This is a genomic window from Gordonia sp. IEGM753, assembly GCF_050321825.1.
Lineage (GTDB): Bacteria > Pseudomonadota > Gammaproteobacteria > Pseudomonadales > Pseudomonadaceae > Aquipseudomonas.
The window spans coordinates 220,016-233,344 of sequence record NZ_JBNQGB010000006.1 but is presented as its reverse complement, the minus strand read 5'-3'; the positions used below and the strand labels follow the sequence as shown (position 1 = coordinate 233,344).

At 59.5% G+C, this 13,329-nt stretch carries 10 protein-coding genes; 3 read left to right on the top strand and 7 right to left on the bottom strand.

Annotated elements, in window-relative coordinates; genetic code table 11:
• Window positions 1–47: 47 nt before the first annotated feature.
• The 3 genes from ACQR3R_RS25030 (at window position 48) to mgrA (ending at window position 4,767) form a co-directional block, all read left to right on the top strand.
• On the top strand, window positions 48–2,294 hold the full coding sequence (locus tag ACQR3R_RS25030; RefSeq protein WP_428276448.1) for a TonB-dependent receptor domain-containing protein: 2,247 nt from the start codon (window positions 48–50) through the stop codon (window positions 2,292–2,294).
• 2 nt (window positions 2,295–2,296) lie between these two features.
• On the top strand, window positions 2,297–3,616 hold the full coding sequence (locus tag ACQR3R_RS25025; protein WP_428276446.1) for an NtaA/DmoA family FMN-dependent monooxygenase: 1,320 nt from the start codon (window positions 2,297–2,299) through the stop codon (window positions 3,614–3,616).
• Window positions 3,617–3,729: 113 nt separating this feature from the next.
• Window positions 3,730–4,767: an L-glyceraldehyde 3-phosphate reductase gene (gene mgrA, locus ACQR3R_RS25020; RefSeq protein ID WP_428276444.1), complete on the top strand. Its 1,038-nt coding sequence runs from the start codon at window positions 3,730–3,732 to the stop codon at window positions 4,765–4,767.
• A gap of 147 nt (window positions 4,768–4,914) precedes the next feature.
• Here the strand turns inward: mgrA and tauD are convergent, their stop codons facing one another.
• From tauD to ACQR3R_RS24985, 7 genes are all read right to left on the bottom strand, one after another.
• Entirely contained in the window at window positions 4,915–5,757 is an 843-nt protein-coding gene (gene tauD, locus ACQR3R_RS25015; RefSeq protein WP_428276442.1) for a taurine dioxygenase, read from the bottom strand.
• A 25-nt stretch (window positions 5,758–5,782) separates the two neighbouring features.
• Window positions 5,783–6,616 (bottom strand): taurine ABC transporter permease TauC, encoded by an 834-nt coding sequence (tauC, locus tag ACQR3R_RS25010; RefSeq protein ID WP_428276440.1) that lies wholly within the window; start codon window positions 6,614–6,616, stop codon window positions 5,783–5,785.
• A complete protein-coding gene (gene tauB / locus ACQR3R_RS25005) occupies window positions 6,613–7,407 on the bottom strand; it encodes a taurine ABC transporter ATP-binding subunit (RefSeq protein WP_428276438.1) in 795 nt (264 codons plus the stop codon). The genes tauC and tauB overlap by 4 nt, the downstream gene beginning before the upstream one ends.
• A 16-nt stretch (window positions 7,408–7,423) precedes the next feature.
• Complete coding sequence (gene tauA, locus ACQR3R_RS25000) at window positions 7,424–8,401, bottom strand: taurine ABC transporter substrate-binding protein (RefSeq protein WP_428276436.1); 978 nt, start codon at window positions 8,399–8,401, stop codon at window positions 7,424–7,426.
• Between the two features lie 263 nt (window positions 8,402–8,664).
• A complete protein-coding gene (gene gshA / locus ACQR3R_RS24995; RefSeq protein ID WP_428276434.1) occupies window positions 8,665–10,248 on the bottom strand; it encodes a glutamate--cysteine ligase in 1,584 nt (527 codons plus the stop codon).
• 258 nt (window positions 10,249–10,506) lie between these two features.
• On the bottom strand, window positions 10,507–10,890 hold the full coding sequence (locus ACQR3R_RS24990) for a hotdog fold thioesterase (RefSeq protein WP_428276432.1): 384 nt from the start codon (window positions 10,888–10,890) through the stop codon (window positions 10,507–10,509).
• Complete coding sequence (locus ACQR3R_RS24985) at window positions 10,890–13,214, bottom strand: Tex-like N-terminal domain-containing protein (RefSeq protein ID WP_428276430.1); 2,325 nt, start codon at window positions 13,212–13,214, stop codon at window positions 10,890–10,892. Before ACQR3R_RS24985 ends, ACQR3R_RS24990 begins: the two co-directional genes overlap by 1 nt.
• Between the last annotated feature and the right edge of the window lie 115 nt (window positions 13,215–13,329).

Here is a 13,329-nt window from a genome sequence, read left to right as displayed (position 1 = left end):
CGTCACAGAACGGCAGCGGTTCAGGGCAAATTTCGAGCGGACAGACCATGCACACTATTCCTGGGGATTCACTGAAACTGGCGCGATCAATTCGTGCTGCCCTACCACGCAAACGGCCGTTGAGCTGGTTACTTGCCGGGTTGGCCGCGTTGCCACTGCCAGGTGCATTCGCCGCCGATAACCCGGATCAGGAACCTACGCTCAAGTCCGTCACGGTCACAGCGACACGTCGTGAAGAGTCGGTGCAGAAAGTGCCGGTGGCCGTTTCGGTGATTGATGGTGAGCAGCTTGAGCGTGATAACCGAAATGGCGTGGCAAGCATCGTGCAGCAAGTGCCGTCGCTTAACTTCCGCACCGGCGCTTCAAACAAGGACACCTCGTTGTTCGTCCGTGGCGTCGGCACTATTTCCACTTCGCCAGGTGTAGAACCGACCGTGGCCACGGTGATCGATGGCGTGGTTTACGCTCGGCCCGGCCAGTCGACTCTGGACCTGCTCGATCTTGAGCGCGTCGAGGTGCTGCGTGGCCCGCAAGGCACCCTGTTTGGCAAGAACGCTTCGGCCGGTGTGCTTAACATCACCAGCAAGGCACCGACCGCCGAGAACCACGGTTTTATCGATCAGTCGTACTACAGCGGCAACGAAAGCCGCACCCGTTTCGGTATCGGTGGCAGCCTGATCCCCGACACCCTCAAGGGCTCGATTACCACGCTGTTTGGTACCTACGATGGCAACGTCGACAACCAGCACAACGGGCAGGAGGTCAACGGGTATAACCATAAAGGTGCGCGCGGCAAACTTGAATTCACGCCGAACTATGACCTTAAATTCACTTTTATCGCCGACTACATGCAGTCCCACGATGACGCGCCGAACGGTGTGGTCAGCAAGTCGCTGACCCCGGCATTCGCCAATGCCTTGAACCCGGTGCGGGCCTCCAGTGACAACCGCGACATCAACACGGACACGCGCACTCACGTCGACGACATCAACAAAGGTTTGTCTGGCCAACTCGACTGGAACCTGGGCGATTACACGCTGACGTCGATCACCGCATGGCGTGGCTGGGACAACACGCAGTATCAGGACGGGGACCGTTTGGGCACCGTCACTGCAGCATTCCCCGGCACAGCTGACAAAGGCGAACTGGCGTTCGATCAATACTCGCAAGAGCTGCGCCTGGCTTCGCCGAAAGGTGAATTTCTGGAGTACGTCGGCGGGTTGTTCTACATGCACGGCAAAGACGAAGAAACGTACCAGCGCACGCTTACCACGCCTGTCAGCGTCAATCGCGGCGTGGCTGACTACGGCACCACCAGCGACAGCTATGCGGTATTTGGTGAAAGCACGCTCAACTTCACCTCGAACTTTCGCGGCATTGCCGGTTTGCGCTGGACCCACGACGATCTGGAATATGACCACCGTCGGGTGTCGACGTCCGCGACCACAGTCAGCGGCATTCAACCGGCCACCAGCAGTTCCGGCTCTGTGGACGAGGACGGCTGGTCCGGCCGACTGGGTGTGCAATATGACTTGAGCGACGCGGTCACCAGTTACCTGACTTACTCGCGTGGCTACAAAGGCCCGGCCTATAACGTGTTCTTCAACATGCAGCCACGGGACACCGACGCGCTTAAACCGGAAACCTCCAACACTTGGGAAGTCGGGGTCAAAGCGACAAGCTGGAACAATCGTCTGACCACCAACCTCGCTGTGTTCCACAGCGACTACCACAACTACCAGGCAAACTTTTTCGACACAGTGGCAGGCCAGGTGGTGACGCGTTTGATTAACGCGGGCAGCGTCAGCACCGAAGGCGTCGAGCTCGATTACGCCTTGCAGGCCACGCGGCAACTGAAGTTTTCTGGCGCGCTGGCCTATACCCGCGCGCGAATTGATGAGTTCGCCTGCCCGGCAGGCGCGGCGGCATCGTGCAACGTCAACGGCAAACCGCTGCCATTCAGCCCGGACTGGAAAAGCTACGTGCGCGCCGACTACAGCGTCCCGCTGGATAACGGTCTGGACATAGAACTGGGCACTGATTTCAGCTGGCAGAGTGAGGTGCAATACGACATCAGCCAGAACGTCGACACCCAACAAGGGGCTTACGGAATCTGGAACGCCAGCGTCGCACTGGCGGACTACAGCAATGGCTGGCGGGTGGCGTTGCTGGGCAAGAACCTCGCCGACAAATCCTATTCCCCGTTATTGGCCAGCGGCGGCAACTACATCTACCGAGCTGTGCCGCGTGACGACGAACGCTACTTTGGCGTGCAACTGCGCAAGGACTTCTGAACATGACACGTCAGTTGAAACTCGGAGCGTTCCTCATGGCGACCGGGCACCACGTTGCTGCCTGGCGCCACCCCGACGTACCCGCCGACGCCGGGCTGGACTTCAGCCACTACAAACGGCTGGCACAGATTGCCGAGGCGGCGAAGTTCGATGCATTGTTCGTCGCCGACAGCGTGGCGGCGGCCAGTGGCGAGATCGCCAGCCGCATGGCGCGCTCGGATCACTTCGAGCCGCTGACGCTGCTCTCGGCCCTGAGCGCCGTGACCGAACACATCGGCCTGATCGCCACCGCCACCACCAGCTACAACGAGCCGTATCACGTGGCACGCAAGTTTGCATCGCTGGATCACCTGTCGGGCGGCCGGGCGGGGTGGAACCTGGTGACGTCCGATAACGCCGCCGAGGCGCTTAATTTCGGCCGTGATGAACACATAGGCCATGGCGAACGTTATAGCCGCGCCAGGGAGTTTCATCAGGTCGTGACGGGGCTGTGGGACAGCTGGGAAGACGATGCGTTTATCCGCGACAAGGCCAGCGGCGCCTATTACGACCCGGCGAAGCTGCACGTGCTGGATCACGTCGGTGAACACTTTCGAGTCAAAGGTCCGCTGAACGTCGCGCGTTCGCCACAAGGGCAACCGGTGATTGTGCAGGCCGGCTCTTCACAGGTGGGTCGCGAGCTGGCAGCGCAGACGGCGGAAGTGGTGTTCACCGCGCAAACCTCATTGGCCAATGCACAAGCTTTTTATGCCGACCTCAAGGGACGCCTGCCGCGTTTTGGACGCAGCACCGATTCGCTGAAAATCATGCCGGGGGTTTTCGTGGTGGTGGGGCAAACCGAAAGCGAAGCCTTGGAAAAATATGAAACGTTTCAGCAATTAGTCGAACCGCAGGTGGGTGTTGCATTACTTGGGCGTATGCTGGGCAACTTCGACTTGTCGAAGTACCCACTGGACGGTCCGCTGCCAGAACTGCCACTGACTGAATCCGGCCAGCAAAGTCGGCAAAAATTACTGACCGAACTGGCGGGTCGGGAGCACCTTAGCCTGGCCGACCTTGGACGAAAGATTGCGGGTGGACGCGGGCATTTTAGCCTGATCGGTACGCCGGTGCAGATTGCCGACCAGTTGCAGCAATGGTTTGAGGCGGATGCAGCGGATGGCTTCAATGTGCTGGTGCCGCACTTGCCCGGCGGTCTGGAAGATTTCGCCAACGGGGTGGTTCCTGAACTGCAACGCCGCGGGTTGTTCAGAACAGAGTACGAAGGCCGAACCTTGCGCCAAAACCTGGGGCTGGAGAGGCCAGGCAACCGATTTGTGTAGATGAATGTTCATAGGGATTTTGTGCTGATGAATCCTGTGTCGAAAAAACTTACCCCCCGCCACAGGATGCAGCGTCACCTCAAATTTCCATCACTCAAACGAGAGAGGATTCGATGACTTACACCGCTGCCGAAAACCGTTACGACGCCATCCCTTATCGCCGCGTGGGCCGCAGCGGTCTGGTGCTGCCAGCCCTCTCGTTGGGCCTGTGGCACAACTTTGGTGACAGCACGCCGATCGACACCCAGCGCTCACTGCTGCGCACCGCGTTCGACCTCGGCATCAACCACTTCGACCTGGCCAACAACTATGGCCCGCCATATGGCAGCGCCGAGATCAACTTTGGCCGCTTGCTGCGCGAAGACTTCAAGCAATACCGCGATGAACTGATCATCTCGAGCAAGGCTGGATGGGACATGTGGCCTGGGCCTTACGGGCAGGGCGGCGGCTCGCGCAAATACGTGCTGGCCAGCCTCGATCAGAGCCTGCAACGTCTTGGTCTGGATTACGTCGACATCTTTTATTCGCACCGCTTCGACCCGGATACGCCACTGGAAGAAACCGCCAGCGCACTCGCCACTGCCGTGCAGCAGGGCAAGGCGTTGTACATCGGCATCTCGTCTTACTCAGGCGTGAAAACCCGTGAAATGGCGGCCCTGCTGAAAGAGTGGAAAGTGCCGTTGCTGATTCATCAGCCCGCGTACAACCTGCTTAATCGTTGGGTGGAAAAGGACTTGCTGGATGTCACCGATGAACTCGGCACCGGTGTGATTGCCTTCACTCCGCTGGCGCAAGGTTTGCTGACCGATAAATACCTGAACGGCATTCCGAAGGACGCGCGAGTCAATCGTCCGGGCGGCGGTTCGTTGCAGGCCTCGCACCTGTCCGAAGACAACATTGCTCACGTGCGGGCGTTGAACGAAATCGCCAAGCGTCGCGGCCAGAGCCTGGCGCAGTTGGCATTGGCCTGGACGCTGCGCGATCCTCGCGTCACCTCGGCGTTGATCGGCGCGAGCCGCCCAGAGCAGATCATCGAGAACGTCGCGGCGTTGCAGAACCTCAGCTTCAGCGCTGAAGAGCTGGCAGAGATTGACCGGTTTGCCCAAGAGGGCGGGATCAATTTGTGGGAGAAGCCTTCGACGGCTGAGTAAGTGTCAGGCGCCGGGACTTCCGGCGTCTGTGACATTGCTATCGTCGGATCACCGGAGCAAGCCCGCCCCCACGTTGAAGCGCATTTCAACGGTGGGGGCGGGCTTGCTCGCGATGGGGGTCTTCAATGTGAGTAAAGAACTCAGGTTTCACTTAAAAAACGGCACATCCCCCAAGATTGTCGCCCGATGCATCACCCGCCGTGCCGGCCGGTAATCATCGACCGCAAAATGCTGGGTTACGCGGTTGTCCCAGAACGCGACGTCGTTCTGCTGCCAGCGCCAGCGGAGGGTGAATTCCGGCCGGGTCGCGTGCGCGAACAGCAGCTTCAAAATCGCTTCACTTTCCGATTCCGATAATTCATTGATTTTCGTTGTGAACCCTTCATTGACGAACAACGACTTGCGCCCACTGACCGGGTGCGTACGAATCACCGGGTGTGACAGCGGCGGGTTTTTCCTGCGGGTTTCTTCCCATTGCGCCAGTTCTTCAGGCGTATTGCCAAAGCGTTCCAGCGGGAACGACTTGGTAAAGTCATGCGTCGCGGTCAAACCTTGCAGCAGGTTTTGTAGCGGTGCCGACAGCGCTTCATACGCCGCGATACCGCTGGCCCACAGCGTGTCACCACCAAATGCCGGCAACAGCTTGGCACTGAGAATCGCCCCCAGCGCCGGCGTCGGCAGGAAGGTGACATCGGTGTGCCAAACCGCGTTGTCACGCACGTCAGTGACGGCAGTGTCCAGCACCAGAACGTGTGGTTGTTCCGGCACGTTGGGGTAGATCGGATGAATGTGCAGGTCGCCAAAATTGGCGGCAAACAGCGCTTGCTGCTGTGGATTGATCGGCTGGTCGCGGAAGAACAGCACTTGATGCTTGAGCAGCGCCTGCTCGATGGCGTCGCGCAGTTCCACGCTTAGCGGCTGGCTGATGTCGACGCCGCTGACCTGGGCGCCGAGGGCGTAGCTTAAAGGGACGATGGTCAGGTGGCTCATAGTGGTTCTCTTCAAATCCGGATCTTCAATGTGCCTGGCCGTGCCACGGCACCAGTTTGCGTTGCAATGCGCGCAGGCCCATTTCCATGGCGAAGGCGATCAGTGCGATCACCAGAATTCCCAGGACCACCACGTCGGTCACCAGGAACTGCGCGGCCGACTGCACCATGAACCCCAAACCGCTGGTGGCGGCGATCAGTTCGGCGGCGACCAGGGTCGACCAGCCGACACCCAGGCCAATGCGCACTCCGGTCAAGATGTCCGGTAACGCACTGGGCAGAATCACGTGGCGAATCAGCTGAGCCCGGGTTGCCCCCAAAGACTGCGCGGCGCGCAACTTTGCGGGGTCGACAGTACGCACGCCGGTCGCGGTGGCGATCGCAATCGGGGCGAAAATCGCGAGGTAAATCAGCAACACTTTCGACAGCTCGCCAATGCCGCACCAGATCACGATCAAAGGCAGGTAAGCCAGTGGCGGGATAGGGCGGTAGAACTCGATCAACGGATCGAGAATTCCGCGCGCAATGCGGTTATGGCCGATAGCGATGCCGACCGGCACGGCGGTCAGTACCGCAAAACCCAGGCCCAATCCGATGCGGCTGAGACTTGCACCCAAGTGCTGCCACAGCGTCGAGTCCATATAGCCGGTCGTCACCAGCAGCCAGCCCTTTTGCAAAACGGCGGAGGGCGACGGCAAGAACAGCGGCTCGATCATGCCGGTGGCCGTCACGGCCCACCAAATGGCAACCAGCGTGACCAGGGTAAGTACGCTGATCCATCGAGTGCTCAGGCTGCGCCGAACGGGTATCACCTTGGTCCCGGGTTTTACCGCGACGGCCGGAATTTCATAGCTGCTCATGCGCGCTCCTGTTGCTGGGTGGCGCTGCGTTGGGAGAACACTTTGGCGAGCACGTGTTCGCGGGTTTCAATAAAGCGTGGGTCGGACTTGATCGCCCGTGCCGACTCACCGGCCGCGTAACGTTGACCGAAATCCAGGCTCAGGCGCTCAACGATTTGCCCGGGGTTCGGTGCCAGCAGAATCAGGTCGGTGGCCAGGAATACAGCTTCTTCGATGTCGTGAGTAATCAGGAACACTGGCTTGGCGGTGCGCCGCCAGACTTGCAGCAACAGTTCCTGCATTTGTTCGCGGGTGAAAGCGTCGAGGGCGCCGAAAGGTTCGTCCATCAGCAGAACGCGAGGGTCGGCGGCCAATGCGCGCGCCAAACCGACGCGTTGTTTCTGGCCACCGGACAACTGCCAGATACGGCGCTTTTCAAAACCTGCAAGGTCTACCAGCGCAAGCATTTCTTTGGCGCGGACTTCACGTTTGTCTCGGGCAACGCCGGCCAGTTCCAGGCCGAAACCGACGTTGGCCAACACGTCTTGCCACGGCAGCAAGGCGTCATCCTGAAACACCACGCCGCGTTCTGCGCCCGGGCCTTTGACCGGCACACCGTCCAGGGTGATGCGCCCGGCACTGGGTTCGACGAAACCGGCAATCAGGTTCAACAGCGAAGTCTTGCCACTGCCGGACGGGCCGAGGGCAACCAGCAATTGCTGGGGCCCAAGGCTCAAGGAAATATCCGCAAGCACCGGTTCCGGGCTGCCTGGGTACTGTGCGCTGATACGCTCCAGTTGTAGCAAAGCCATCGCAGTTGACTCCCGATCAGTGGGTGATGAATTTGGCGCTGACGTACGGTGCGTAATCCGGCAGCACAGCATCGACCTTGCCTTGCTCTTTCAGGAAGGCTGCGGTGTCGGTGATGGCTTTAGTGGTCGGCGCGCCAAGGGTGACAACTTGATCAGCCGCCAGCGGGTAGACGTTGCCTTGCAGCAGCAATGGAATGTCGCTGGCCTTGGCGCCGGAGAGTTTCACCAGTTTGTCGACGTTGCTTTGGTTGGCGAGCCAGGCTTGCGGGTCTTTGCGGTAATCGGCGTAGGCATCCAGGGTCACTTTGGCGAACGCGGTGACGATTTCCGGGTGCTTCTGGGCGAAGTCTTTACGCACGATCCAGGCATCGAAGGTCGGTGCGCCGAACTTGGCCAGTTCGCCAGAGGTGATCAGTACTTTGCCGTTTTCCTTGGCCACACCCAGGGCTGGATCCCACACGTAAGTGGCGTCGATATCACCGCGCTTCCAGGCCGCAATGATCGCCGGCGGGGCGAGGTTGAGAATGGTGACTTTCGACGGGTCGATGTTCCAATGCTTGAGCGCGGCCAACAGGCTGTAGTGGCCGGTGGAAACAAACGGCACGGCGATTTTCTTGCCGACCAGGTCTTGTGGCGTCTTGATCCCGGAACCATCGCGGGCGACCAACGCTTCGGCGGCGCCGATTTGAGTGGCAATCAGAAATGTTTCTACCGGGACTTTGCGCGTGATGGCAGCGGTCAGAGGGCTGGAACCGAGGTAGCCGATCTGCACGTCGCCGGATGCGATGGCCGCGATGATGTCGGCACCGTTATCAAATTTGCGCCAGTCGATCTTGGCGTTAGTGGCTTTTTCGTAAGCGCCATCGGCCTGGGCAACTTTGGCCGGGTCGACGGTAGTCTGGTAGGCGACAGTAAAGTCGGCCGCCTGCGCAAAGAAGCTCACCGCAGCCAGCGATGCGGCCGCCAGGAGGCGAAGAGGGACGTGCAGTTTCATTGGAAAAGCTCCTTGTCAGGCGACCGAGGATCGGCGTGCAAAGGAGACTAAATGATATAAGAACTCGAAAATAAATAACTTTTTCGAATTAGCTTATGTGTGGAAGAGCTGTGCGGGAGCTCATGCGGGGAGGGGACTAGGGGATTTACAGTGGTGAGAGGCTTCAAAGTGGGGAGGGGATTTATCCCCTCACCACAGTAAATTACTTGCCCGATCCATAGGCGCTGTTTGCTTGCGATCAAGGGCCGCAGGATCGCTGGCGATCAGTTACTGATCGCCAGAATGCTCGCTTGATACGACCCGACAAACACATCGAAATCGCCCACCTCGTTGCGCTCCAACTCCACTTGCTCAGCCAGCGACGAGCGCGCCCGTTCTTCAAATATCGCCTGGTCTTCACCGGAAAGTGGTTCGCTACGGAAATACTCCGCGTGCGCCTGGCTCTGGCGTAACGAGAACTGGCTGAAGCTTTCCTTGTGCTCAGCCATTGCCGCCAGCACTTGCGCCGACGGGGTCAGCGATGGGTCCTTGACCTTGGCCAGTTGCGCGTCCAGCGCTTTGCTGTGCGCATCGCCGCCATGGCTCTGGTCGAGCAAAGCTGCCAATGGCGCTATTTTCTCGAGCAGTTCGGCGGCCCATTCCTTCAAATCCACCGGTTGGTCGTCACGTTGCAGTTGCAGCCCCGGACGACGACCTTCCTTGACCACGCTGAGGAAGTTGGAGGTTGCATTGCTGCAGCTACTGTTAGTCAGCAGCGGGCTGTCGTTCAGCGCGCAGTACAGCAGGAACGCGTCGAGGAAACGCGACTCCGGCAGGTCGATGCCCATCGGCAAGAACGGGTTGATGTCCAGGCAACGCACTTCGACGTATTGAATGCCACGGGCAACCAATGCCTGAATCGGGCGTTCGCCAGTGTAGGTCACACGCTTCGGACGGATGTTGGAGTAGTACTCGTTTTCGATCTGCAGGATGTTGGTGTTGAGCTGAACCCACTCACCGTCCTTGTGCGTACCGATTTCGACATACGGCGCATAGGGCGTGGCGACCGCTTTACGCAAGCTGTCGGTGTAGCTCGGCAGATCGTTGTAGCACGGCGTCAAACCGGCTTGCGCGTTGCTCTGGTAACCCAGGTCGCTCATGCGCAGGCTGGTGGCGTACGGCAGGTACAAGGTGTCGGGGTCCAGTTGTTCCAACTGGTGCGAACGTCCACGCAAGAAGCCTGCGTCCAGCGCTGGCGAGGCACCGAACAGGTACATCAGCAGCCAGCTGTAGCGCCGGAAGTTACGGATCAGGGCGATGTACGCCGTCGACTGATAGTCGCGGTCGGTGCCGACAAAACCTTCAGCCTCTTTCAGCAGTGGCCATAGTTTTTCCGGCAGCGAAAAATTGTAGTGAATCCCGGCGATGCACTGCATCGTCTTGCCGTATCGCAGGGCCAAGCCCTTGCGGTAGACGTACTTGAGCTGGCCGATGTTGGAGGTGCCGTAATAGGCGATCGGAATATCTTCCTCGGCCGGTAACGGGCACGGCATCGAAGGGCTCCACAGGTACTCGTTGCCGAGCTTGCTGTAGGCAAAGCGATGAATCTTGTCCAGGCTCGCCAACGTGTCAGCCGGGTCTGGCAGAGCCGGGGTAATGAACTCCAGCAACGACTCGGAGTAGTCGGTGGTGATTTGTTCATTGGTCAGCGCGGAACCCAATTCTTCCGGGTGCGGCGTTTGCGCCAGGCGACCTTCGCCGGTCACGCGCAGGCATTCACGTTCGATGCCGTGAAGGCACTGTTCGAGCAGAGAGAGGTTAGCGCGCTCGCCAAGCAGAGCCAGGCGGCGGTTGAGAAGTTCGCTCAAGTTGGATTCCTTCACGCGTCAGTCGCCCCAATATGGGGGTGGGCAAGACGGTCTACAAGGGTGAAGTTAAAACTGGCGTTATCGCCTGGTTTTGGAACGAGCCGCAATCAATGTGGGAGCGGGCTTGCTCGCGAAGAGGGAGTATCAGTCAATACATAAATTGCCTGATACACCGCCTTCGCGAGCAAGCCCGCTCCCACAGGGAATTTCGGCGCTGCGGTCACAGCGCTGAAATTAACTCAAAATGATGGCTTTCATCTATAGGACAGCGAACGTGCCTTGTGCTTTTGCGACCAGTTTTTCGCCTTGCATCACATCCGCTTCGACCACCAACGTGCGGCGGCCCGGGTGTATCACCCGTGCCGTGCACATGACTTCACCGTCTGAAACGGCGCGAATGTAGTTGATCTTGCATTCGATGGTCACGCTCTGCTGTTCAAACCCGTGGGCGCTGGAACAGGCCAGCCCCATGGCAATGTCCACCAGGCTGAACAAAGCCCCGCCGTGCAGCTTGCCGCCGCGATTGCGCAGTTCTGGCTCCAGCGCCAGGGCGACTTGCGCCACCCCGGTTTCCAGGCTGTGCAAGCGACACCCCAGCAGCTTGAAAAAAGCGCTTTCGGTCACGCCGGCAGGCATCTCCATCAGCGTTTCTTCAACTGCTTGGCGTTGGCGAACAGCGAAGCCATGGCGTTATTGGCCGGTGCCGCCGTCGTGGTTTCCTTGCGCGGTGCGGTGTTCTGGGATTGGCGCGGTGCCGACCCCGGACGCGCACCACGGGCGCCATCAATTTTCTCGCCCGGCGTATCGCTCATGCGCATCGACAGGCCCACGCGTTTACGCGGGATATCGATTTCCATGACCTTCACCTTGACCACATCACCGGCCTTCACAGCTTCGCGTGGATCTTTGATGAACTTCTCCGAAAGCGCAGAGATATGCACCAAACCGTCCTGATGAACGCCGATATCGACGAAAGCGCCGAAGTTGGTCACGTTGGTCACCACACCTTCGAGGATCATGCCCAGTTGCAGGTCCTTGAGGTCTTCGACGCCCTCCTGGAACTCGGCGGTCTTGAACTCCGGGCGCGGATCGCGGCCAGGTTTCTCAAGTTCTTGCAGGATGTCGGTGACCGTTGGCAGACCGAATGTTTCGTCGGTGTACTTCTTCGGATCGAGTCGCTTGAGGAAACTGGCATCGCCGATCAGCGAGCGAATGTCGCGATCAGTCTCAGCGGCAATGCGCTGCACCAGTGGATACGCTTCCGGGTGAACCGCTGACGAATCCAGTGGGTTGTCGCCATTCATCACGCGCAAGAAACCGGCAGCCTGTTCAAACGTTTTTTCGCCCAGGCGCGCGACTTTTTTCAGTGCCGCGCGAGTCTTGAACGCGCCGTGCTCATCACGGTGGCTGACGATGTTTTGCGCCAGGGTCGCGTTAAGGCCCGAGATGCGGGCCAACAACGCAACGGATGCGGTGTTCACATCTACGCCAACGGCGTTCACGCAGTCTTCGACCACAGCGTCCAGGCCACGCGCCAATTTCAGCTGCGACACGTCATGTTGGTATTGACCGACGCCGATGGATTTCGGATCGATTTTTACCAGCTCGGCCAACGGGTCTTGCAGACGGCGAGCGATGGACACGGCGCCACGGATCGACACGTCCAGGTCCGGGAATTCCTTGGAGGCCAGTTCCGATGCCGAGTAAACCGACGCGCCTGCTTCCGAGACCATGACCTTGGTCATCTTCATCGCTGGGTATTTTTTGATCAGTTCGGCGGCCAGTTTGTCGGTCTCACGACTGGCGGTGCCATTGCCGATGGCGATCAGGTCCACTGCGTGTTTGGCGCACAGCGCGGCCAGCACGGCCAGAGTCTGGTCCCACTTGTTGTGCGGCACGTGCGGGTAAACCGTGGCGTGGTCCAGCAGCTTGCCGGTGGAATCGACCACAGCCACCTTGCAACCGGTGCGCAGGCCCGGGTCGAGGCCCAACGTGGCACGCGGGCCGGCCGGTGCCGACAGCAGCAAGTCATGCAGGTTGTGGGCGAACACGTTGATTGCTTCGGTTTCCGCGCCATCGCGCAGTTCGCCGAGCAAATCGGTTTCAAGGTGCGTGTAGAGCTTGACCTTCCACGTCCAGCGCACGACTTCGCCCAGCCATTTGTCGGCAGCGCGATTCTGGTTCTGGATGCCAAATTGCTGACCGATCATGCCTTCACATGGATGCATGGTGCCCGGCAATTCGTCGCCGACTTTCAGCGCAGAGCTGAGAATGCCTTCGTTGCGGCCACGGAAAATCGCCAGCGCACGGTGCGACGGCATGCTTTTCAGCGGTTCGTCGTGTTCGAAATAATCGCGGAACTTGGCGCCTTCCTCTTCCTTGCCGGCAATTACGCGGGCGCTCAGAGTGGCTTCCTGCTTGAGGTAGCTGCGCAGTTTGTCGAGCAAACCGGCGTCTTCGGCGAAGCGTTCCATCAGGATGTACTTGGCGCCTTCAAGGGCGGCCTTCACATCGGCCACACCTTTTTCAGCGTCAATGAAGCGCGCGGCTTCGGCGTCTGGCGTCAGGGTTGGGTCGTTGAACAGGCCGTCGGCCAATTCGCCGAGGCCCGCTTCCAGGGCAATCTGACCCTTGGTGCGGCGCTTCTGCTTGTACGGCAGGTACAAATCTTCGAGGCGGGTCTTGGTGTCGGCCAGTTTGATGTCCCGCTCGAGTTGCGGGGTCAGCTTGCCCTGTTCCTGGATGCTGGCGAGGATGCTGATGCGCCGTTCGTCGAGTTCTCGCAGGTAGCGCAGACGCTCTTCCAGATGACGTAACTGGATGTCATCGAGGCTGCCGGTCACTTCTTTCCGGTAGCGGGCGATGAAGGGAACGGTAGAGCCTTCATCGAGTAGCGCGACGGCCGCTTCGACCTGTTGTGGGCGTACGCCGAGTTCCTCGGCGATGCGGCTGTTGATGCTGTCCATAAAACCACCTGACAAATTGTGAAAGCAGGCTCGCAGGCGCAGAAATGAAGGCCCGGCGAGTCTGGTTGAGCGGCCTGGCCTGCGCCGCTACCTGAATCAACAGGCATCCCGTTGA